Origin of the sequence: Halomonas sp. 1513 (assembly GCA_001971685.1) — a bacterium.
In the GTDB taxonomy this organism is placed as follows: Bacteria; Pseudomonadota; Gammaproteobacteria; order Pseudomonadales; family Halomonadaceae; genus Franzmannia.
Genome location: CP019326.1, coordinates 3,067,668 through 3,089,123, shown reverse-complemented (window position 1 = coordinate 3,089,123; position 21,456 = coordinate 3,067,668). Strand labels below are relative to the sequence as shown.

Sequence of the window (21,456 nt, the reverse complement as noted above, 5' to 3'; positions counted from 1 at the left end):
GTCTGCGGGCCCGTGGTGGGCGACGAGCCGGCGACGCGTTGTGCGAGGGGCAACATGCGCCGAATAGTGGGTACTTTTCGTGGCCGGCATGTTTTACCCTGAGCGTCATTTACTCGCAGTGTTATACCCTTCAATTGCTAAATCATGATGGAGATGCCGATGACCGTGACCATTATCTGGCTAATTGGATTTGCCGCGATCCTCTATTTCGGCCTGAGCCGCTGGGAGGCCAGCCTGAGCCCTTTCCTGCAGCGGGTGCTGCCCGAGGTGTTGCGCAGCGACGGCGATGATCGCTGGGTGTGGTGCCCGGCGCTGGCGATCCTGGGGGCGACCTTCCTGGTGCGTCCGGTGGACATGCTGCTGACCCTGCTATTCATTGCGCTGGTTGCCTGGGTCGCCAAGCGCCTGCTGTGCTGGGCGATGAAGAAAGCCAAGTCGCACTGAGCCCCGCCGTGACCAGAAACTAAAAGGCTCGCCATTGGCGAGCCTTTTTGCTGTGAGTAGAGGAAATCTCAGTAAGGCGCCACGCTCATGCTGGCTCCGCTACCGATCAGGCGGACACGCTGACCCACCTGGAAGTTGCGGTCGGCGCGCTGGACCACCACCACGCTCTCGCCGTTGTCGCGACGCACTTCCATTTCCCAGGCGCGGGTACGGTTGACCGCATCCTCGGTACGCGAACCGGCCACGGCGCCGCCGATGGCACCGGCGGCCGTTGCTAGCTGGCGGCCGGAGCCACCGCCGACCTGGTTACCCAGCAAGCCGCCGATGACGCCGCCGCCGACCGTACCTATCACATTGCCCTGGGGGCTGTCGGCCTGGATCTGTACCTGGCGCAATGCGGTGATGGTGCCGTAGGCAACGCTCTGGCCGGTCTGGGCCTGGCTGCTGCGGTAGACGTCGCCGCCTAAGGGCGCGGTATTGGCACAGCCGGCCAATGTCAGCACGCCCAAGGCAACGACGGGAAGAAGACGTTTCATGGAAGCACCTCCGATGATGAAACAGATTATGAAACGGTGTTTTCAGCGAGTTTAATCCTACTTTCCCGCTTCGACCAGCGTCTTATGCTCGAGTGCCCCCAGTGTAGGCCGGGCATTCGGCAAACAATAAGGAAACGCAAAAAAGGGGAGGCGGCTGCCTCCCCAATCACTGTCATGCCATGCGATCTGCGCGTGTCGGCGTGAATCAGCCAAACTGGTTCATGGTGTTGTCCTTGCCGCCGGCCTTGAGGGCGCCGGCGCCGGAGAAGTACTCCTTGTGGTCGTCACCGATATTGGAGCCGGCCATGTCCTGGTGCTTGACGCAGGCCAGGCCGCTACGAATCTCCTTGCGCTGGACGCCGGCGACGTAGGCCAGCATGCCCTCTTCGCCGAAGTAGCCCTTGGCCAGCTCATCGGTGGAGAGTGCCGCGGTGTGATAGGTCGGCAAGGTGATCAGGTGGTGGAAGATACCCGCCTCCCGCGCGCCGTCGCGCTGGAAGTTGCGCGTCCACTCGTCGGCCACCGCGGCCAGCTCGGTGTCGTCGTAGTCGGCGCTCATCAGCTGGGCGCGGTCGTAGCCCGAGACATCCTTGCCTTCGGTCTGCCAGGCGTCGAACACCTGCTGGCGGAAGTTGAGGGTCCAGTTGAAGGACGGCGAGTTGTTGTAGACCAGCTTGGCGTCGGGCACTACCTCACGGATGCGGTTGACCATGCTGGCAATCTGGCCGACGTGGGGCTTCTCGGTCTCGATCCACAGCAGATCGGCACCGTTCTGCAGGCTGGTGATGCAGTCCAGCACCACGCGATCCTCGCCGGTGCCTGAGCGGAAGCGATACAGGCCGTTGGCCAGGCGCAGCGGCTTGCGCAGTTCGCCATCCAGCTTGATCACGCTGTCGCCCTCGCTGACGTCGTCGGCAGATTCGATCGGCGTGGTGTAGAGAAAGCGGTTGTACTGTGCAGCGAGGTCGCCCGGCTCCTTGCTTACCGGCAGTTTCTGGGTCAGGCCGGCGCCCAGCGAGTCGGTGCGTGCCACGATCACCCCGTCGTCGACCCCCAGCTCGAGGAAGGCGTAGCGCACGGCATTGATCTTGGCCAGGAAGTCCTCGTGGGGCACGGTAACCTTGCCGTCCTGATGGCCGCACTGCTTGGCGTCGGAGACCTGGTTCTCGAGCTGGATGCAGCAGGCACCCGCCTCGATCATGCGCTTGGCCAGCAGGTAGGTAGCCTCCTCGTTACCGAAGCCGGCGTCGATATCGGCGATGATCGGCACCACGTGGGTCTCATGGTTGTCGATGCGCTTCTGCACGGCACGTTCGGCAATGGCGTCACCCTTGGCCCGGGCATCGTCAAGTTCATGGAACAGGTGGCCCAGCTCACGGGCGTCGGCCTGGCGCAGGAAGGTGTAGAGCTCTTCGATCAGCGCCGGCACCGAGGTCTTCTCATGCATCGACTGGTCGGGCAGCGGGCCGAACTCGGAACGCAGCGCGGCGATCATCCATCCCGACAGGTACAGGTAGCGCTTCTTGGTGGTGCCGTGGTGACGCTTGATCGCGATCATCTTCTGTTGGCCGATGAAACCGTGCCAGCAGCCCAGCGACTGGGTGTACTGGCTGGTGTCGGCGTCATAGTCGGCCATGTCCTGGCGCATGATGCCGGCGGTGTAGCGGGCAATGTCGAGACCGGTCTTGAAGCGGTTCTGGGCTTTCATGCGCGCGGCATACTCGGGATTGATGGTGTCCCACTTGCCGCCCTGGGCGTCACGCAGTCGAGTGATGGTGTTTAGGTCGTCTTGGTAAACTGACATGGGGCCGTCCTTTCTCGTCTTTTGCGCTGCAGTATCACGCTATTGGCTTGGTCGACTTCACCCGGTGCCAAGGGTGTCCGTTGCTATGCTGCACCTGCGAAGTGATATCAGCATTGACCAGGTCTGTAGCGCTGTCTGTACTGCCTTGGTCGTATCAGGTCTCAAAATAAAACGAATGTTTAATGGCCACTACATGAGGCTATAAAACGGTCGTTTTAATTCATGCCTGTGATTGAACTATGGCCCATGAACACTGGGCTCAACAATCATTACTTAGCGGCAGAAGGGGTTGTAGTATGACTACAAGCGAGCCAAAAACGGCTCGCTTTCTGTAGTCAGCTTTCTTCTATGGGGAAAGGTGTCGGTGAATCAGTCACCTAGAGAAAGGGACATGTTGCGGTGCGGAATGCCGGCGTCGAGGAATTCGTCGCCATAGGCACTGAAGCCGAGTCGTTCGTAGAAAGGGATAGCCTGCAGCTGGGCCGCCAGCTCGAGATGGGCATGCCCCTGGTGGCGTGCCGCCTCGATGGCGGCCTCGACGAGGCGCCGGCCGAGGCCCAGGCCGCGGCCCTCCTCGAGAACCGCTACGCGCCCCAGGTGGCCGTCCGGCAGCAGTCGCGCAGTGCCCAGTGCCCGGCCGTGATGGCGGATCAGGAAGTGCAGGCAGAAGGCATCGCGACCGTCCCACTCCTCTTCCTGGGGGACCTGCTGCTCGACGATGAACACGATGCGGCGTATCTCGCTGGCTTCGCTGCCGAGTTCTTCCCAGTCACCCTGTTCCATGCTGATGGCGTCGCTCATTGGTCATCCTCATCGTCGTCTTCCAGTGGCCAGCCGAGGCTACCGCGATCATGCAGCAGCGCGAGCAGCTCGGCGGCGCCGTCGATTTCGAGCAGCGTGGCGTCAAGCGCGGCGTCGGAGGCCAGCGCCCGGGCCAGCGGCAGCGAGCAGGTCAGACCGTCGCCGTCGACGAACAGTGTGGCACGCGCATCGTCAAGCGCCCGCCAGGCGAAGCGCGACCCCAGGCTGCGCACCAGCTCGTCGCCGTCGTGTAGTGTCGCGACAAGCTCCTCGACCTCGATGGGGCGTTCGGCAGGCACCAGCTGGTCGACATACTTGGGCTGGGTCATGGCTCGGCCGAACCACTGTGCCATCTGGGCGGGGTCATCTAGGCTGTCGAGGATCAGCTGGCGTACACGCTGGACTGCGTCGTCGTCGAGCTCACTGGGATCGACGGGCGGCGTCATGCCGGCATCGCCGAAGCGCCTCGAGGCGGGCAGCGTCTCGCCGACATAGTCGGCATAGGAGGTCACCGCCTCGTCGGCGGAGGGGGCGCGGAAGCCCACCGAGACCGTCATGCAGTCGTCGGACTGGCTGACCCCGTGGTGGGCCCAGCCGGGCGGCAAGTAGAGCATGTCGCCGGGCTCGAGCACCCAGTCATCACCCGGGGTTACCTCGAAGCGCTCGAGGATGCGCAGGTCGATGCCGGCGATGATCGGGGCGTCGTCGGCCACCGCGCCGCCCAGCTGCCAGCGGCGCTGGCCGCTGGCCTGGAGCAGGAAGACGTCGTAGTGGTCGACGTGGGGGCCGACGCTGCCGCCCGGCGGGGCGTAGCTGATCATGATGTCGTCGAGGCGCCAGCGCGGCAGGAAGTCGAAGTGCTCGAGCAGCGCGGCGACCTCGGGTACGTAGTGGTCTACGGCCTGGACCAGCAGCGACCAGTTCTCGTCGGGCAGGGCGGCAAAGGTGGCGTCATCGAAGGGGCCGTGCTGGACCTGCCAGGGGCCGTCGCGGCCATGCTCATCGACCAGGCGCGCTTCGATGCCTTCCTCGCAGGCCAGGCCGGCCAGCTCGTCTGGGTCGAGCGGGCATTCGAGGTCGGACAGGGCGCCGCGGATCAGCAGCGGTTTCTGCTGCCAGACGTCGCGCAGGAACTCGCTGGCGGTGAGGCCGCCGAGCAGTTGTCGCGGGGAATCAGGGGGCATGCGTCGTACCTCGTTGCAAAGATTGAAGCTGCGGGCAGGAATCGCGACTGTCCCCGGCGCCGCTTATGCTGTCCCGCGGCTGAACCGGCGACAGGCCTGCGAGGGGGCGCTGTAAATACGTCCCTGTACGCTACCTTTTGCCGTTCCTGGCAAAAACCCCTCTACGGCCTGTCCCCGGCGCCGCTGAATTTGCTGGGCGCTAGGCGCTTACAGCCTGCTCGCTTGCTCACTGGCATTGCCAGTATAGGTCGCCGGGCTGAGTGCCTTCAGCTCCACTTTGACGTCCTCGGGAAGTTTCAGGGTGTCGATGAAGGCGGCGAAGCCGGCCTGGTCGATGCGCTTGCCGCGGGTCAGTTCCTTGAGCTTCTCGTAGGGCTGCTCGATGCCGTAGCGGCGCATCACCGTCTGGATCGGCTCGGCGAGCACTTCCCAGCTGGCGTCGAGGTCTTCGTCAAGGCGCGAGGGGTTGGCCTCGAGCTTGGAGATGCCCTTGAGCGAGGCCTGGTAGGCGATCAGGCCGTAGGCCAGGCCGACGCCGAGGTTGCGCAGCACCGTGGAGTCGGTGAGGTCGCGCTGCCAGCGCGAGATCGGCAGCTTCTGGGCCAGGTGGCCGAGGATGGCGTTGGCCAGCCCCAGGTTGCCCTCGGAGTTCTCGAAGTCGATGGGGTTGACCTTGTGCGGCATGGTCGAGGAGCCGATCTCGCCCTCGACGGTGCGCTGCTTGAAGTAGCCCAGCGAAATATATCCCCAGACGTCGCGATCGAAGTCGATCAGCACGGTGTGGAAACGGCAGATGGCGTCGAACAGCTCGGCGATGTAGTCGTGGGGCTCGATCTGGGTGGTGTAGGGGTTGAAGGAGAGCCCCAGGCCCTCGACGAATGTGCGGGCATTGGCTTCCCAGTCGACCTCGGGGTAGGTGGTGAGGTGGGCGTTGTAGTTGCCCACCGCGCCGTTGATCTTGCCGAGGATCTCGACGCCCTCGATCTGCTTGAGCTGGCGGCGCAGACGGTAGGCGACGTTGGCCATCTCCTTGCCGAGCGTGGTGGGGCTGGCGGTCTGGCCGTGGGTGCGCGACAGCATCGGCTGGGCGGCGTGCTGGTGGGCGAGTGCGGCGATGGCGTCGGCCACCTCGTGCATCACCGGCAGCAGGCTCTTGAGCCCGTCTGTCAGCATCACGCCGTGGGAGAGGTTGTTGATGTCCTCGCTGGTGCAGGCGAAGTGCACGAATTCGCTGATCGCGTGCAGCTCGGGCTGCTCGGCGATGCGCTCCTTGATGAAGTACTCCACCGCCTTGACGTCGTGATTGGTGGTGCGCTCGATCTCCTTGATGCGCGCGGCGTCGGCTTCACTGAAGTCGGCCACCAGGGCGTCGAGGAAGGCCTTGGCGGCCGGTGACAGCGGCGGCACCTCGGCGATGCCCGGCAGCGCGGCCAGCGCCTCGAGCCAGCGCACCTCGACGGTGACCCGGGCGCGGATCAGGCCGAATTCACTGAAGTGCTCGCGCAGCGCCGCGGCCTTGCTGCCGTAGCGGCCGTCGACGGGGGAGAGGGCGGTCAGGGAGGAGAGCTGCATGGTCGGGTCTTCCTGGAGGTTGGGACGGGTCGTCTGGTCGCGGATCACTGGCGGTTGATCTGGTCGAGGGCGCGCTTCATGGCACCGCGCTGGAACACCAGCTTCCAGCGCCGGCCGCCCTGCTGATGCCACAGCAGGCCGAAGCGCACGCCGGCCAGCAGCGCGGCGCGCACCCGCTCGGGCATCATGCGCTGCTGTAGCAGGCTGGGCTCGCCCTGTACCACGATGCGGTACTTGAAGGTCGAGAGCGTCTCCTGATAGAGCTCGCCGAGGCTGGCGACCACGTTTTCGTGGGTGTCGCCGAAGTGCTCGGCCTGGCCCTGGATGCGGGTCAGCTTGCTGCCCAGGGTGCCCATCATGTCGCTGTTGTTGCGCAGCTTGTTCATCAGCATCAGCAGCGAGAAGCCGTAGCGCAGCACCACCGGGTTGGCCTGCTTGCGGCCGACCACTGCCTCGAGCACGTCGAGCCCTTGGCGCAGGTAGTTGGGATGGCCGCCGTAGATGGCTTCGAAGCTCTCGGGGTCGGTGTCCACGGTGGCGCGAATCAGGGTGCTCCAGGCGCGCTCGTCGGCCTGGCCGGTGCGCGCCATTTCGTCGACCACTGCGGCGGCCTGAAAGACGCCGGCCAGCGCCAGGGCCTGGCGGGCCATCGGGCTGTCCGGGGCGCTGTGGATCGGGGTACTGCTCATGCGGCTGCCTCCGTGGCGTTCCAGGTGGTGCGGATCACGCCGCCGCCGAGGCAGACGTCGTTAGCGTAGAGCACCAGCGACTGGCCCGGCGTCACCGCGCGCTGCGGTTCATCGAAGCGCACCTCGACGCCGCCATCGGGCAGCGTGTGCATATGGCAAGGCACGTCTTCCTGGCGGTAGCGGGTCTTGGCGGTGAAGCGGCCAGTCGCGGCGGGCGGGTCGCCGGCTACCCAGTCCATGGCCTCGGTGGCCAGGCTGTCGCTGTACAGCAGCGGGTGGTGCTTGCCCTGGACGGCGACCAGCACGTTGCGCTCGAGGTCCTTGGCGGCCACGTACCAGGGCGCATCCGGGTGGTTGGCCAGGCCGCCGATGCCGAGCCCCTGGCGCTGGCCGAGGGTGTAGTACATCAGGCCCATGTGCTCGCCGATCAACTCGCCGTCGGGGGTCTCGATGGTGCCCGGCCGGGCCGGCAGATACTGCTTGAGGAAGTCGCTGAAGCGCCGCTCGCCGATAAAGCAGATCCCCGTCGAGTCCTTCTTGCGCGCGGTAGCCAGACCGTGGCGCTCGGCGATCGCGCGGACCTCGGGCTTCTCGAGTTCGCCGACCGGGAACAGGGTGCGGGCGATGGCCGCCTCGGGCACCGCGTGCAGGAAGTAGCTCTGGTCCTTGTTGGCATCCAGGCCCTTGAGCAGGCGTGGGCGGCCGTCGCGCACGCCGCCACGCACGTAGTGGCCGGTGGCGATCTTGTCGGCACCGAGCATCTCGGCGTACTCGAGGAACACCTTGAACTTGATCTCGCGGTTGCACAGGATGTCAGGGTTCGGCGTGCGCCCGGCCTGATACTCGGCCAGGAAGTGCTCGAAGACGTTGTCCCAGTACTCGGCGGCGAAGTTGGCGGTGTGCAGGTGGATGCCGAGCTTGTCGCACACCGCCTGGGCGTCTGCCAGATCCTCCTTGGCGGTGCAGTACTCGGTACCGTCGTCCTCGTCCCAGTTCTTCATGAACAACCCCTCGACCTGGTAACCCTGGTCGAGCAGCAGCTGTGCAGAGACGGAGGAGTCGACACCGCCGGACATGCCGACGATCACCTTGCCGGTAGCTGAAGACATACACTCTCTCGGGTTGGAGCCTCAAATGGCCGGCGATTATACCTCATGTTGCTGCGGTGCTTCATCTTGTGGGGCTTCGCTGCGACGAGCACGGGGTCAATTGACCGGCCGGCCAATCGAGGCTATCGTCTGGCGATGAGCCAGAAAACCCAGACCCGAGATCCTGAACTGACCCGCACCCGCATTCTCGACGCGGCGGAGTCCCTCTTCGTAGAGCAGGGCTTCTCCGCCGTCAAGCTGAGTGCGCTGGCGCGTTCGGCCGATGTGACCAAGAGCCTGATCCATCACCATTTCGGCAGCAAAGAACAGCTGTGGGAGGCGGTCAAGAATCGTGCCTTCGAGCGCTATTACACTGGTCAGATGGCCATGCTGGAGGGGGCCGGTGAGCCGGATGCCATGCTGTTGCGGAATTCGGTGGAAGCCTACTTCCACTTTTTACGCGACAACCCCGGCGTCGTGCGGTTGTTCGCCTGGACCCATCTGGAAGGGGACAGTCATTGTGGAGAGCTCGACCACCAGCTCGTCGGTGCGGGTGCCGAATGGGTTCGCCAGGCCCAGGTGCGTGGCCTGCTGCGTAAGGACATCAACCCAACCCATGTGATCGCGCTGTTCGTGATGACGTGCACGCAATGGTTCGAGGCCAAGTGTCATCATCAACACTGGCCGGGCATGGGCAGCGACGAGGCTTTTCTGGAAGATTTTCTGACGATCTTCATGGCCGGGGTCGCGCCGCAGAACTGAGTTTTTTGTGCCAATTACTGACCGGTCGGCCAGTTTGTTAAGCCTGTTCGCTGAATGAGGAAGCAGGAACATGACACAGGGGGCAAGAGGAGAGGCTGCCACGAGGGTGCTGGGGGTGCTGGGCATCGTGCTGCTACTTGCTGGCTGCGACTCGGCGCCGGCCGCGAGGGGCGAGGCCAACGAAACGCTCGATACTCGGCCGATGGTGCGTGTCGCCCAGGTGCGCAACGGCGCCGCCGAACAGAGGATGCGCTTCCCCGGTGTGGTGCAGGCTATGGACCGGGGCACGCCGGCTTTCCTGCATGCCGGCGTGCTCAGCGAGCGCCTCGTGGAGCGCGGCCAGCGCGTCGAGCAGGGAGACCCCCTGGCCCGGCTGCACAACCCCGCGCTTGAACCTGCCTTGGCGGGTGCCGAGGGGCGGGTCAAGGAGCTCGATGCCCATCTCGCCAGGCTTGAGAGGGATGTCGAGCGGGCCCGGGTGCTGCGCGAGCGGAACCTGGTCGCCCAGGAGGAGCTGGATCGGCTGGTCGCAGAACGGCAGGCCACCGCCCAGGTCCGGGAGCAGGCAGTGGCTGCCCGTGCCGATGCCGCAGCCCAGGTCGAGGAGATGACGCTGCGGGCGCCGTTCGCGGCCGACGTGGCCGACCTGTTCGTCGAGGCAGGCGACTTCGTGGCCGCCGGGGAACCGGTGCTGGCGCTTTCCGGTACCGATGGCGTGGAGGTGGCGATTCGCGTCCCGGCGATGCTCGGCGCCCGGCTAACCGCGGGGATGCCGGTTCAGGTGTCGCCGACGCTACTGGAAGGCCGCTTCCAGGGGCGGATCAGCAGCGTGGGGAGAGCCGGTTCGGCGCTGGTGCCGGTGGTGGTCGAACTCGACCCCGACCCGCGGCTGGCCCCCGGGGAGTCGGTGCAGGTATCTCTTGCCGTTCCCATGGGGTCATCGCTGCAGGTGCCACTCTCTGCCGTGCAGGACCCCGGCGGGCACGCGCCCTACGTCCTCGCCCTCACTGATGAGGAGAGCATACGGCGGGTGGCGGTGGCGCCGGGACGACTGGCGGACGACTGGGTGACCATCTCGGCCCCGCTTTCTCACGGCGACCGGGTGGTGGTGGCGGGCCAGGGGCGCCTCCAGCCGGGCGATAGCGTGCGGGTACTGCCATGAAGTGGCTGCACGCGACGCTGCACGTCAAGCGCCTGGTGCTGACCGTGACGACACTGCTGGCGCTGATCGGACTGGCCGCCTGGCTGACCATGGACCGTCAGGAGGATCCCTTCTTTCCCTACCGCTTCGGCCAGGTGCTGGTGCCGTATCCCGGCGCGGAGCCGGAGCAGGTCGAGCGTCTGGTGCTCAACGCGCTGGAAGAGGAGCTGGCCCAGGTCGAGGAGGTCAACGAGCTCATCGGCACGGCGCGGCTGGGGGTGGCGCATGTCACCATCGAGATGCACGAGCATGTCTATGACACCGACGCCGCCTGGGAGCAGATCCGCATTGCGGTGAACCGGGCGTCGCGCAAGTTTCCCGACGGGGTGGGTGACGCCGAGATCAGCGATCGGGACTCCGATGCCCACGGCATCGTGCTGTCGGTGACCGGCTCCGATGACCTGCTCGAGCTGCGCGAGGCGGCCGAGCGGCTGCGTCGGGATCTGTTCCGACTCAAGGACATTGCGCGCATCGACCTGCTCGCCGATCCCGGGCAGCAGGTCATCGTCAGTTGGGACGATGCCCTGGCGGAACTGACCGGGCTCGATGCCCAGGCGCTGGGCGATCAGTTGGCCGCCCGCAACCTGACGTCCGCGGGGGGCAGCCTCTCCAGCGGCGGGCGCTCGGTGGTGCTCGACCCGGTGACGGAGTTTGGCAGCCTCGAAGATCTGGCCATGACGCCGATTCGCACGCGGCCTGGCGACGTCATTCCGCTAGGCGAGCTGGCGGATGTACGGCTGTCGCCACGGGAGCCCGCCACCGAGCGGATCTGGCATGACGGTGAGCCCGCCGTGGCACTGGGCATCATTCTCTCCAACGAGCGGGTCAATGCCGTGCGTTTCGGCGAATCCCTGCGCAGCCTGCTCGATGAGGTGCGCCCCGCCTATGCGCCGCTGCAGATCCAGGAGATGTTCTATCAGCCCCGCTGGGTGGAGCAGCGGCTGGCCGAACTCGGCGTCTCGCTGCTGCTGGGTATTGCCATTCTCGGCGTCCTGCTGTTCCTGACCATGGGCCTGAGGCTGGGATTCGCGGTGATGCTGATCGTGCCGCTGGTGACCTTTTCGGCCCTGGCCATCTATGCCATGGGAGGCGGCATCCTGCACCAGATCGCCGTGGCGGGCATGGTGATCGCGCTGGGTATGCTGGTGGACAACGCCATCGTCATGGTGGAGAACCTGCAGTGGCATCGCGACCAGGGGCGCTCGGCGGCGGAGGCCGTGTCGCGTTCGGTGCGAGAGCTTGCCGCGCCGCTGCTGGCGGCGACCGGCACCACCCTGGCCGCCTTCGTGCCGCTGCTGCTTTCCAGCGGCAATACCGCCGACTTCACCCGGGCGATTCCGGTGATGGTGATGCTGACCCTGGTGGTGAGCTACCTCTATGCCATCTTCGTCACCCCCGTCTTCGCCGCCGCCATCCTCAAGCCCGGCGGCGGCTCACAGCGGCGCAGCCTGTCAGGCGCGGGTTCGCGGATCGGGCGCTTCGCCGTTCGCTGGCCCGGCGGCATACTCGCCGGCGCCGTGGTCCTGCTGGTGGGCGCGCTGGCCATGGTGCCACTGCTCAACCATGACTTCTTTCCCGATACGGACCGCAACCAACTGGTCATCGATCTGCACTTCGCCGAGGGCACGCATCTCGATTACACCGCCCATGAGGCGAGCGTGCTGGCCGCGGACCTGCGTGAGCGGCCGGCGGTGACCGGCGTACACCTTTTTGCCGGCTTCAGCGGCCCACGGTTCTATTACAACCTGGTCGAGCAGCCCCGTCAGGCGCATCTGGCGCGGCTGGTGGTCGAGGCGGAGCATGCCGACGATCTGGCCCCGCTGATGGCGTGGGTCCGGGACGTTACCTCGGAACGGTTGCCGGAGGCCGATGTGGTGGCGCGACGCCTGGGGCAGGGGCCGCCCGTCACGGCCCCCGTCGAGATTCGCGTCTTCGCCGAGGAGCGCAGTCGGCTCGCCGAAGGCACGGAGCGCATTCTGGCGCTGGTGCGGGGTGCCGAGGGTGCGCGGGATGCGCGGCATACTCTGGGTGAAGGGCTCCCCACGCTGCGGCTGGACGTGGACGATGCCCGTGCCGGCGATTTCGGCCTGTCGCGGCGCGAGGTCGCCATGGCGGTGGCGGGGGCCAGTCGCGGCATCGAGGTGAGTACCTGGCGCGCCGAGCGGGAACCCGCGGCGCTGCTGATTCGTTCCCCGGAGGGCGAGCGTTTCCCCCTGTCCGCACTCGAAGGGCTGCGTCTGACCGCGGACAACGGCGACTCGGTGCCTCTCGGCGAGGTCGCCGCCCTGCGCACGACATGGCAGCCGGCGGTGATCCAGCATCGTGGCCTGCGCCGCATGACCACCGTGCTGGCCGAGGTGGCGGATGGCCAGACCTATGCCGGGGTGCTGGACGGACTGCTGCCGCGGCTGGCGGAGCTCGAGCTGCCCGAGGGAGTGACCTACACGGTGGGTGGGGCGGCCGAGTCGGCGGGGGATGCCAATACGGCGCTGTTCCAGACCCTGCCATTCGGCATCCTGTTGCTGGTCGTCTTCCTGCTGGCGCAGTTCAACTCCTTTCGCCAGTTGGGCATCGTATTGACCACCGTGCCGCTGGCGGCCATCGGCGTGATCCCGGGCCTGTGGCTGACCGGGCAGCCGTTCGGCTTCACCGCCATGCTGGGCGTCGTCGCCCTGGTGGGGATCGTGGTCAACAATGCCATCGTGCTGATCGACGTGATGAATACCCATCGCCGGCAGGGCATGCCCCTGGACGATGCGGTCGTCGGGGCGGTCGCTCGGCGCACCCGGCCGGTGCTGCTCACCACCGCCACCACCGTTGCCGGCCTGGTGCCCCTGACCCTGACCCAGTCGACGCTGTGGCCGCCCATGGCCTGGGCGATCATCTCGGGGCTCATCGCCTCGACCCTGCTCACGCTACTGGTGATCCCGGCGCTCTATCGACTGGTGATGAAGTGGTGAGCTCAGGGGCGTGGGTGCTAGCGCTCCTGAATCACGTCCATCGGGAACACCCGGCCGCTGCGCGCGTCGCGGATGCGGCGCATCACCAGCGGGCTTCTCAGCCGGCCGGCGCGCTCCAGGTCCTCGATCTCATCGAAGGTCAGCCAGTGAATGGCCAGGACGTCGCGGTCGAGCTCGTTGCCCAGGTGGGCCAGCGCCATGCCCACATAGCCGTGGCTGTGAAAGGTCAGGCCGTCCTGAGCGTGGTAGACGTAGAGCCCCAGGTAGTCGGTGATGCCGACCCGCCAGGCGGTCTCTTCGCGGACTTCACGCTCGGCGGCCTCGAGCAGCCGTTCGCCGGGCTCCAGATGGCCGGCGGGCTGGTTGAACAGGGTGAAGGGGCCGCCGCGGTCCTCCTCGACCAGCAAATAGCGGCCGGCGCGCTCGACGACGGTGGCGACGGTGACCCGGGGAGACCAGCGTTTCATCGTGAGCGCCTCTGTGGGGGGTGAGACCTGGCCGTTCGACGCGCCGGGGCATTGAGGATTTCGCGGCGCCACTCGCCGGGGGCCAGGCCGTCGAGTCGCCAGGGGCCGATGGCGACGCGCACCAGGCGCAGGGTGGGGTGGCCGACGTGAGCGGTCATGCGCCGTACCTGACGGTTGCGCCCTTCGCTGATGGTCAGTTCCAGCCAGGCAGTGTGCGGATGGCGCTTGGGGTCCAGCGGCGGCTGGCGGTCGGGCAGCTCGCTGGCCTCGAGGCGGCGTACCTTGGCCGGCCGCGTCGGCCCATCCTTGAGCGGCACGCCGTGGCGCAGGGCCTGCAACGCGGCGTCGTTGGGCTCGCCCTCGACCTGGACCCGATAGGTCTTGGGCTGCTTGTGGCGCGGATGGCTGATGCGATGGATCAGCGCCCCATCGTCGCTGAGCAGCAGCAGGCCTTCTGAGTCGTAGTCGAGGCGGCCGGCGGCATACACCCCGGGCGCCTCGAGATAGTCGGCCAGGGTCGCGCGGCCCTCACGATCGGTGAACTGTGAGAGCACCTGATAAGGCTTGTGGAGTAGATACAGGGTGCTCATGGGGCTCCGCCATCAAGGGGTAAATCGTATTACGTCGCTGCTTGCAGGGCCGGCTCGTCGGTCGCCGCGGGGCGGGGGTAGACGAACATCGCTCATGCGAAACAGGCCTCGCGCTGGTATACTGCCAGCCGATCGCTGGGAGCGCCGTCGTCACAACCGGACCCGCCGAGTCCTGTCCCTGCCTGGTGTTCCGACCCGCTCGCCTTTCCTGCAATCGCTGTGACCAGAGAGACCAGAGAGACTACCGCTAACATGTCAAAAACGCCGAAGATTATCTACACGCTTACCGACGAAGCGCCTGCCCTTGCCACCCACTCACTGCTGCCGATCATCGATGCGTTTACCGATCCCGCCGGCATCGAAGTGGAAACCCGCGACATTTCCTTGGCCGGGCGTATCCTGTCCCAGTTTCCTGATTACCTGAGCGACGAACAGCAGCTCGGCGATCATCTGGCCGAGCTTGGCGATCTGGCCAAGACGCCGGAAGCCAATATCATCAAGTTGCCCAATATCAGCGCCTCGACGCCGCAGCTCAAGGCGGCCATTCGCGAACTGCAGCAGCAGGGCTACAAGCTGCCCAACTACCCCGACGAGCCCGCCTCGCAGGTCGAGCACGACGTCAAGGCGCGCTATGACAAGGTCAAGGGCAGCGCGGTCAACCCGGTGCTGCGCGAAGGCAACTCCGACCGCCGTGCGCCGCAGTCGGTCAAGGGCTTCGCCCGCAAGTACCCGCACCGCATGGGCGAGTGGAGCGCCGACTCCAAGTCCCACGTGGCGAGCATGGGCGACGGCGACTTCTACGCCAGTGAGAAATCGGCGCTGATCGAGGCCGCCGGCAACGTCAAGATCGAGCTGGTGAGTGCCGACGGCAGCACCCAGGTGCTCAAGGAGCAGACCCCGGTGCTGGCCGGCGAGGTGGTCGACGGTTCGGTCATGAGCCGCCGCGCCCTGAGCGCCTTCATCGCCGAGCAGATCGAGGATGCCAAGCAGCAGGACGTGCTGTTCTCGCTGCACCTCAAGGCGACCATGATGAAGGTCTCCGACCCGATCATCTTCGGCGTGGCGGTGGAGGCCTTCTACCGCGACGTGCTGGCCAAGCATGCCGCTGAGCTCGACAAGGTCGGCTTCAACGCCAACAGCGGCATCGGCGATCTCTACGCCACCATCAAATCGCTGCCCGACGCCAAGCAGGAGGCGATCAAGGCCGACGTCGAGGCGCTCTACGCCGAGCGTCCGCGCCTGGCGATGGTCAACTCCCACAAGGGTATCACCAACCTGCACGTGCCCAGCGACGTGATTGTCGACGCCTCGATGCCGGCGATGATCCGCGACTCGGGCAAGATGTGGGGCGCCGACGACCAGCTGCATGACGCCAAGGCGGTGATTCCGGATCGCTGCTACGCCAGCATCTATCAGACCGTGATCGACGACTGCAAGGCCAACGGTGCCTTCGATCCGACCACCATGGGCAGCGTGCCCAATGTCGGCCTGATGGCGCAGAAGGCCGAAGAGTACGGCTCCCACGACAAGACCTTCGAGATCCCCGCCGACGGCACCGTGCGGGTCATCGACGAGAGCGGCGCGCTGCTGTTCGAGCACAGCGTCGAGCGCGGCGACATCTGGCGCATGTGCCAGACCAAGGACGCGCCGATTCAGGACTGGGTCAAGCTGGCGGTAACCCGTGCCCGCGACAGCGGCGCCCCGGCGATCTTCTGGCTCGACGCCAAGCGCGCCCACGACGCCCAGCTGATCAACAAGGTCGAGACCTACCTCAAGGATCACGACACCAGCGGCCTGGATATCCGTATTCTGGCACCGGTGGAGGCGATGCAGGTCTCGCTCGAGCGGATCCGCAAGGGTCAGGACACCATCTCGGTCACCGGCAACGTGCTGCGCGACTACCTCACTGACCTGTTCCCGATCATGGAGCTCGGCACCAGTGCCAAGATGCTCTCCATCGTGCCGCTGATGAACGGCGGCGGCCTTTTCGAGACCGGTGCCGGCGGCTCAGCGCCCAAGCACGTCCAGCAGTTCCTCGAAGAGAACCACCTGCGCTGGGATTCGCTGGGCGAGTTCCTGGCCCTGGCGGCGTCGCTGGAGCACCTCGGCAACGCTTTCGGCAACGTGCGCGCCACGCTGCTGGCCAAGGCCCTGGACAGTGCCAACGGCAAGTTCCTCGACAGCAACAAGTCGCCGTCGCGCAAGGTCGGTGAGATCGACAACCGCGGCAGCCACTTCTACCTGGCGATGTACTGGGCCGAGGCGCTGGCCGCCCAGGACGAAGATGCCGAACTCAAGGCGCTGTTCGCGCGCCTGGCCGAGTCGCTGAAGAGCAACGAGGCGGCTATCCTCGATGAACTCAACGGCGTGCAGGGCAAGCCGGTCGATATCCGTGGCTACTATCACCCGGATCACGACCTGACCCGCGAGGCGATGCGCCCCAGTCGGACCCTCAACGCTGCGTTGAGCGTGGTCGCCAACGACTGATCCCGTCGCCTGCGAAGGCCCAGGGCCCTCGTCCGCCTGGCGGGCGGGGGCCTTTTTTTGCTCGTGCCGTTGGCCCGGGCCTTGCAAGTGGCGACCCGGGGACGCATTTATCACTGAGTAATGAACCCGCCGCCGCGAATGGCGTCGAATAAGCGTGGCGCCAGCGGCGAGCAGACATTATCGATGGACACCAATGGTTATGTATCAACACGATGAGCTCGGAGCGACCGGCGCCACTCACTGCACTGCGACACTGGGCATGACCCGGCCGCCGGAGTCGGAGCCCGACGACGATGGCGACCTGGCGACCCAGTCGGCCGATCCGGAACTGGCCAGGCCGCCGATGTACAAGGTGGTGCTGCACAATGACGACTTCACACCGATGGAGTTCGTGGTCGAGGTGCTGCAGACCTTCTTTCACTTAGAGAGCGAAAAAGCCGTACAGGTCATGCTGGCGGTACATACACAGGGCAAGGCGACCTGCGGGATATTCACCCGCGACATCGCCGAAACCAAGTGTCATCAGGTCAACGAGTACGCCCGCGAGTGCCAGCATCCACTGCTGTGTGACATCGACGCGGCGGATTGAGCGTGTACGCGACCGGTCGTTCGCATGCTGCGATCGGCAAGCGTTGGAACATCGAGCTTGCGAAACCCATGAATGTGCCCGATGGTGAGAATGCGGCCGAGAAATTTGCCGACGTAAGCCCGAGGCGGCGAGAAGGGGACTGCCATGCTGAGCAAAGAACTTGAACTGACCCTGAACACGGCGTTTACCGTGGCCCGTTCCAAGCGCCACGAATTCATGACCGTGGAGCACCTGCTGCTGGCACTGCTCGATAATGCCTCCGCGGCAGACGTGCTGCGAGCCTGCGGGGCCAATCTCGAAAAACTGCGCTCCGACCTGCAGGATTTCATTAACTCCACCACGCCGTTGATCCCCGAGGATCAGGTCGATCGCGAGACACAGCCGACGCTGGGCTTCCAGCGCGTACTGCAGCGCGCGGTCTTCCACGTGCAGTCCTCCGGCAAGAGCGAGGTCACCGGCGCCAACGTGCTGGTGGCGATCTTCTCCGAGCAGGAGAGCCAGGCGGTCTACTTCCTCAAGCAGCAGAATGTGGCGCGAGTGGATGCCGTGAATTACATCGCCCACGGCATCTCCAAGGTGTCGGGGCATACCCAGAGCCCCTCGTCGGCGCCATCATCGGATGCCGAAGAAGCCGAGGAGGGCGGTAGCGAAGGTGCGGCACATCCGCTCACTGGCTACGCCACCAACCTCAACGAGCAGGCGCGACTGGGCAAGATCGACCCGCTGATCGGTCGCGACCACGAGCTCGAACGAGTGGTGCAGATTCTCGCCCGGCGGCGCAAGAACAACCCGCTGCTGGTCGGCGAGGCCGGGGTGGGCAAGACCGCCATCGCCGAAGGTCTGGCCAAGCGGGTCGTCGAGGAAGAGGTACCCGACGTGATCGCCGATGCGGTGGTCTACTCGCTCGACATGGGCGCACTGCTGGCCGGCACCAAGTACCGTGGCGACTTCGAGAAGCGCCTCAAGAGCCTGCTGGCCGAGCTCAAGAAGCAGCCCAACGCGATCCTGTTCATCGACGAGATCCACACCGTGATCGGTGCCGGTGCGGCGTCCGGCGGGGTCATGGATGCGTCCAACCTGCTCAAGCCGCTGCTCTCGTCGGGTGAGCTGCGCTGCATCGGCTCGACCACCTTCCAGGAGTTCCGCGGCATCTTCGAGAAGGACCGTGCCCTGGCCCGGCGCTTCCAGAAGGTCGATGTCATGGCGCCGTCGGTCGAGGACACCATCCGCATTCTCAAGGGCCTGCGTGGGCGCTTCGAGGAGCACCACAAGCTCAAGTACACCGACGGCGCGCTGGAGAGTGCGGCGCGCCTGGCGGATCGCTACATCAACGATCGCCACCTGCCCGACAAGGCCATCGACGTGATCGACGAGGCCGGCGCGCACCAGCGCCTGCTGCCGCCGGAGGTGCGGGTCGATACCATCGACGTCGATCAGGTCGAGGCGGTGGTGGCGTCGATCGCGCGGATTCCGCCGAAGAGCGTCTCCAGCTCCGACCGTAAGCTGCTCTCCAACCTCGAGCGCGACCTCAAGATGCTGGTGTTCGGCCAGGACGAGGCGATCACCAGCCTGTCGGCGGCGATCAAGCTGTCGCGGGCCGGCCTCAAGTCGCCGGACAAGCCGGTGGGCAGCTTCCTGTTCTCCGGCCCCACCGGGGTCGGCAAGACAGAAGTGGCCAAGCAGCTGGCCTCGCTGATGGGCATCGAGCTGGTGCGCTTCGACATGTCCGAGTACATGGAGCGCCACACCGTGTCGCGGCTCATCGGTGCGCCTCCCGGCTACGTCGGCTACGACCAGGGTGGGCTGCTCACCGAGGCGATCACCAAGCAGCCGCACTGCGTGCTGCTGCTCGACGAGATCGAGAAGGCGCACCCCGAGGTCTTCAACCTGCTGCTGCAGGTGATGGATCACGGCCGCCTGACCGACAACAACGGCCGCGAGGCGGACTTCCGCCACGTGATCCTGATCATGACCTCGAATGCCGGTGCCGAGCAGATCGCGCGGCGCTCGATCGGCTTCCAGACTCAGGACCACTCCACCGACGGCATGGAGGTGATTCGCAAGACCTTCACCCCCGAGTTCCGCAATCGTCTCGACGGCATCATCCAGTTCCACGGCCTGGTGCCCGAGGTGGTGCGCAACGTGGTCGACAAGTTCCTGGTCGAACTACAGGCGCAGCTCGACGAGAAGCGCGTGCAGCTCGACGTCGACGAGGCGGCGCGCAGCTGGCTTGCCGAGCAGGGCTATGATCCGGAGATGGGCGCGCGGCCGATGGCGCGCCTGATTCAGGACAAGCTCAAGAAGCCGCTGGCCGAGATGATCCTATTCGGCGAGCTCTCCGAACACGGCGGCGTGGTGCATGTCAGCGTCGAGGAGGGGGACGACGAGCTGCGGCTGGAAACCGAGGCCGAACTGGCCTGAACGTAGCGCGACCGGTGTATGCCGGTCGCAGCCTGTCAACGCGCAGTACCGGCGCCCTGTCACATGACGGGGCGTCGCGCGTTAGGGGCTGCGGTTCGGGGCCGGTGGCGGGGTGCGGGCTTAGCGGGAGCGGTAGACGATGCGGCCCTTGGACAGGTCGTAGGGCGTCAGCTCGACCTTGACCTTGTCGCCGGTCAGGATGCGGATGTAGTTCTTGCGCATCTTGCCGGAGATGTGTGCAGTGACCACGTGGCCGTTTTCCAGCTCGACGCGGAACATGGTGTTGGGAAGGGTATCGACGACGACACCTTCCATTTCGATATGGTCTTCACGTGCCATATGAGGCGGTTCCTCGTGCTTGGTGTTGGTCAACAAGATAGCGCGATATTGTGCCGCAAGCCGCCCGCCAAGGCAAAAAAGCCGCTCATGTTGGAATTTCGCGCCGCCAGTGGCGGCCGTGAAGGTATTCCAGCGGCTGAAAACTGCGCTTGTAGTTCATCTTGCGGCATTCGCGGATCCAGTAGCCGAGGTAGACATGGGGCAGTTGGCGGTGGCGTGCCTGCTCCACCAGGGTGAGCACCGCGTAGCTGCCCAGCGAACGTCGCTCGAAGGCCGGGTCGGGGTCGAAGAAGGTGTAGATCGCCGAGAGCCCATGCCCCAGCAGGTCGATGGCCGCAATCGCCACCAGGCGCCCGTCGAGGCGGAATTCGAGCAGCCGCGCGTAAGGATGATCGAGGGTCAGGAAAGTGCGGTACTGCTCGTGGCTGGGCGGAAACATGTCGCCGTCGGCGTGGCGTTCGCGGATATAGCGCGCATACAGGCCGTAGTGTTCGGCATCGAAGCGCGCCGGACGCTCGTGCAGGGTCAGGTCGGCGTTGCGCCGCAGCAGCTTGCGCTGGCTGCGATTGGGGGTGAAGTCGGCAACCGGTATGCGTACCGAGACGCAGGCGTTGCAGGCGTCGCAGTGGGGGCGGTAGAGATGCCGACCGCTGCGCCGAAAGCCGAGCAGGGCCAGGGCGTCGTAGACGCCCTGGCCGGGTGACTCCTGGGGGTCGAGAAACAGCGTGGTGGCCTCGCGTTTCTCGAGGTAGCTGCAGGCATGCGGGACCGTTAGGAAGAAACGCAGATCCCGCGTCGGCTGCCGAGGCGTATTACTGCTCACTGTCGCCCTCTCCTGGCGGGTGAAAGGCCGCTCCGGCGGCGGCCTGTGCATACTGCTCAAGATAGTCGAGGAACGCGTCCCGGGCGATGTCCCTGGCGCCTAGGCTGGCCAGGTGAGCGGTATGCATCTGGCAGTCGATCAGGCCGCCGCCGTGGGCCTCGAGGTGTCTGGCCAGCGTGACCAGCGCCACCTTCGAGGCGTCGCGCTCCCGCGAGAACATCGATTCGCCGAAGAACATCCGGCCGATGGCGACGCCGTAGAGGCCACCCACCAGTGCGTCATCACGCCACACCTCCACCGAGTGGGCATGACCGAGGCGGTGCAGCGCCAGGTAGGCGTCACGCATCTCGCTGGTGATCCAGGTGCCTTCATGCGCCGCGCGGCACTCTGCGCAAGCCGCGATGACCGAGGCAAAGGCGCGGTCGATGCTGGTCGAGAAGCCGCCGTTGCGCAGCCGCTTGGCGAGACTGCGTCGCACCTTGAGGTCGGCCGGAAAGAGCACCATGCGCGGATCGGGGCTCCACCACAGGATCGGCTGGTCGTCGCTGTACCAGGGAAAGATGCCGCGTCGGTAGGCAGCTAGCAGCCACGCCGGCGTCAGCGCGCCGCCGGCGGCCAGCAGGCCGTCGGGATCGTCGAGCGCGGTGTTGGTCGGCGGAAAGCGGATCGGCGTCGGGGGCAGCCAGGGCAGCATCGATG

Annotated in this window: 19 protein-coding genes; 7 read left to right on the top strand and 12 right to left on the bottom strand. The window is 65.8% G+C overall.

The genetic code is table 11. From position 1 onward, the window contains the following. Positions 1-159 precede the first annotated feature (159 nt). The gene (locus BWR19_14020) at positions 160-444 is read left to right on the top strand and encodes a hypothetical protein (GenBank protein ID APX93959.1); all 285 of its coding nucleotides are present in this window, start codon (positions 160-162) and stop codon (positions 442-444) included. A 68-nt stretch (positions 445-512) separates the two neighbouring features. Here the strand turns inward: BWR19_14020 and BWR19_14015 are convergent, their stop codons facing one another. From BWR19_14015 to BWR19_13985, 7 genes are all read right to left on the bottom strand, one after another. Beyond that, positions 513-980, bottom strand: coding sequence for a hypothetical protein (locus BWR19_14015; protein ID APX93958.1), 468 nt, complete (start codon positions 978-980; stop codon positions 513-515). Between the two features lie 205 nt (positions 981-1,185). Then, the gene (locus BWR19_14010; protein APX93957.1) at positions 1,186-2,784 is read right to left on the bottom strand and encodes an isocitrate lyase; all 1,599 of its coding nucleotides are present in this window, start codon (positions 2,782-2,784) and stop codon (positions 1,186-1,188) included. A gap of 369 nt (positions 2,785-3,153) precedes the next feature. Next, positions 3,154-3,585: a GNAT family N-acetyltransferase gene (locus BWR19_14005; protein ID APX93956.1), complete on the bottom strand. Its 432-nt coding sequence runs from the start codon at positions 3,583-3,585 to the stop codon at positions 3,154-3,156. Continuing rightward, the gene (locus tag BWR19_14000) at positions 3,582-4,769 is read right to left on the bottom strand and encodes a transcription factor (GenBank protein ID APX93955.1); all 1,188 of its coding nucleotides are present in this window, start codon (positions 4,767-4,769) and stop codon (positions 3,582-3,584) included. The genes BWR19_14005 and BWR19_14000 overlap by 4 nt, the downstream gene beginning before the upstream one ends. Before the next feature lie 207 nt (positions 4,770-4,976). Then, positions 4,977-6,341 (bottom strand): adenylosuccinate lyase, encoded by a 1,365-nt coding sequence (locus tag BWR19_13995; GenBank protein ID APX93954.1) that lies wholly within the window; start codon positions 6,339-6,341, stop codon positions 4,977-4,979. Positions 6,342-6,385: 44 nt separating this feature from the next. Then, a complete protein-coding gene (locus tag BWR19_13990; GenBank protein ID APX93953.1) occupies positions 6,386-7,030 on the bottom strand; it encodes a lysogenization regulator HflD in 645 nt (214 codons plus the stop codon). Beyond that, the gene (locus BWR19_13985) at positions 7,027-8,139 is read right to left on the bottom strand and encodes a tRNA 2-thiouridine(34) synthase MnmA (protein APX93952.1); all 1,113 of its coding nucleotides are present in this window, start codon (positions 8,137-8,139) and stop codon (positions 7,027-7,029) included. Before BWR19_13985 ends, BWR19_13990 begins: the two co-directional genes overlap by 4 nt. 135 nt (positions 8,140-8,274) lie before the next feature. Between BWR19_13985 and BWR19_13980 the strand changes: the two genes are divergently transcribed. The 3 genes from BWR19_13980 to BWR19_13970 all read left to right on the top strand — a co-directional run bounded on the left by BWR19_13980 (position 8,275) and on the right by BWR19_13970 (position 13,041). Continuing rightward, positions 8,275-8,880: a hypothetical protein gene (locus BWR19_13980; GenBank protein APX93951.1), complete on the top strand. Its 606-nt coding sequence runs from the start codon at positions 8,275-8,277 to the stop codon at positions 8,878-8,880. Positions 8,881-8,950: 70 nt separating this feature from the next. Beyond that, positions 8,951-10,042: a hypothetical protein gene (locus BWR19_13975; protein APX93950.1), complete on the top strand. Its 1,092-nt coding sequence runs from the start codon at positions 8,951-8,953 to the stop codon at positions 10,040-10,042. Beyond that, positions 10,039-13,041, top strand: coding sequence for a hypothetical protein (locus BWR19_13970; GenBank protein ID APX93949.1), 3,003 nt, complete (start codon positions 10,039-10,041; stop codon positions 13,039-13,041). The genes BWR19_13975 and BWR19_13970 overlap by 4 nt, the downstream gene beginning before the upstream one ends. Before the next feature lie 17 nt (positions 13,042-13,058). Here the strand turns inward: BWR19_13970 and BWR19_13965 are convergent, their stop codons facing one another. Together BWR19_13965 and BWR19_13960 are read right to left on the bottom strand one after the other, a co-directional pair. Further along, positions 13,059-13,508 carry an NUDIX hydrolase gene (locus BWR19_13965; GenBank protein ID APX93948.1) on the bottom strand — a complete coding sequence of 150 codons (450 nt, stop codon included), beginning with the start codon at positions 13,506-13,508 and terminating at the stop codon, positions 13,059-13,061. Next, positions 13,505-14,098: a pseudouridine synthase gene (locus BWR19_13960; protein APX93947.1), complete on the bottom strand. Its 594-nt coding sequence runs from the start codon at positions 14,096-14,098 to the stop codon at positions 13,505-13,507. Before BWR19_13960 ends, BWR19_13965 begins: the two co-directional genes overlap by 4 nt. Before the next feature lie 252 nt (positions 14,099-14,350). On the opposite strand from BWR19_13960, the gene BWR19_13955 reads away from it, so the two are divergent. From BWR19_13955 to BWR19_13945, 3 genes are all read left to right on the top strand, one after another. Then, entirely contained in the window at positions 14,351-16,585 is a 2,235-nt protein-coding gene (locus BWR19_13955; protein ID APX93946.1) for an isocitrate dehydrogenase (NADP(+)), read from the top strand. A gap of 259 nt (positions 16,586-16,844) precedes the next feature. Further along, positions 16,845-17,174: an ATP-dependent Clp protease adapter ClpS gene (locus BWR19_13950; GenBank protein ID APX95036.1), complete on the top strand. Its 330-nt coding sequence runs from the start codon at positions 16,845-16,847 to the stop codon at positions 17,172-17,174. Positions 17,175-17,318: 144 nt separating this feature from the next. Further along, the gene (locus BWR19_13945) at positions 17,319-19,595 is read left to right on the top strand and encodes an ATP-dependent Clp protease ATP-binding subunit ClpA (GenBank protein APX93945.1); all 2,277 of its coding nucleotides are present in this window, start codon (positions 17,319-17,321) and stop codon (positions 19,593-19,595) included. A 120-nt stretch (positions 19,596-19,715) separates the two neighbouring features. Here the strand turns inward: BWR19_13945 and BWR19_13940 are convergent, their stop codons facing one another. From BWR19_13940 to BWR19_13930, 3 genes are all read right to left on the bottom strand, one after another. Continuing rightward, entirely contained in the window at positions 19,716-19,934 is a 219-nt protein-coding gene (locus tag BWR19_13940; GenBank protein ID APX93944.1) for a translation initiation factor IF-1, read from the bottom strand. Positions 19,935-20,019: 85 nt separating this feature from the next. Beyond that, positions 20,020-20,757, bottom strand: a complete 738-nt coding sequence (locus tag BWR19_13935) for an arginyltransferase (protein APX93943.1) — start codon at positions 20,755-20,757, stop codon at positions 20,020-20,022. Then, entirely contained in the window at positions 20,747-21,451 is a 705-nt protein-coding gene (locus tag BWR19_13930) for a leucyl/phenylalanyl-tRNA--protein transferase (protein ID APX93942.1), read from the bottom strand. Before BWR19_13930 ends, BWR19_13935 begins: the two co-directional genes overlap by 11 nt. Positions 21,452-21,456 lie beyond the last annotated feature (5 nt).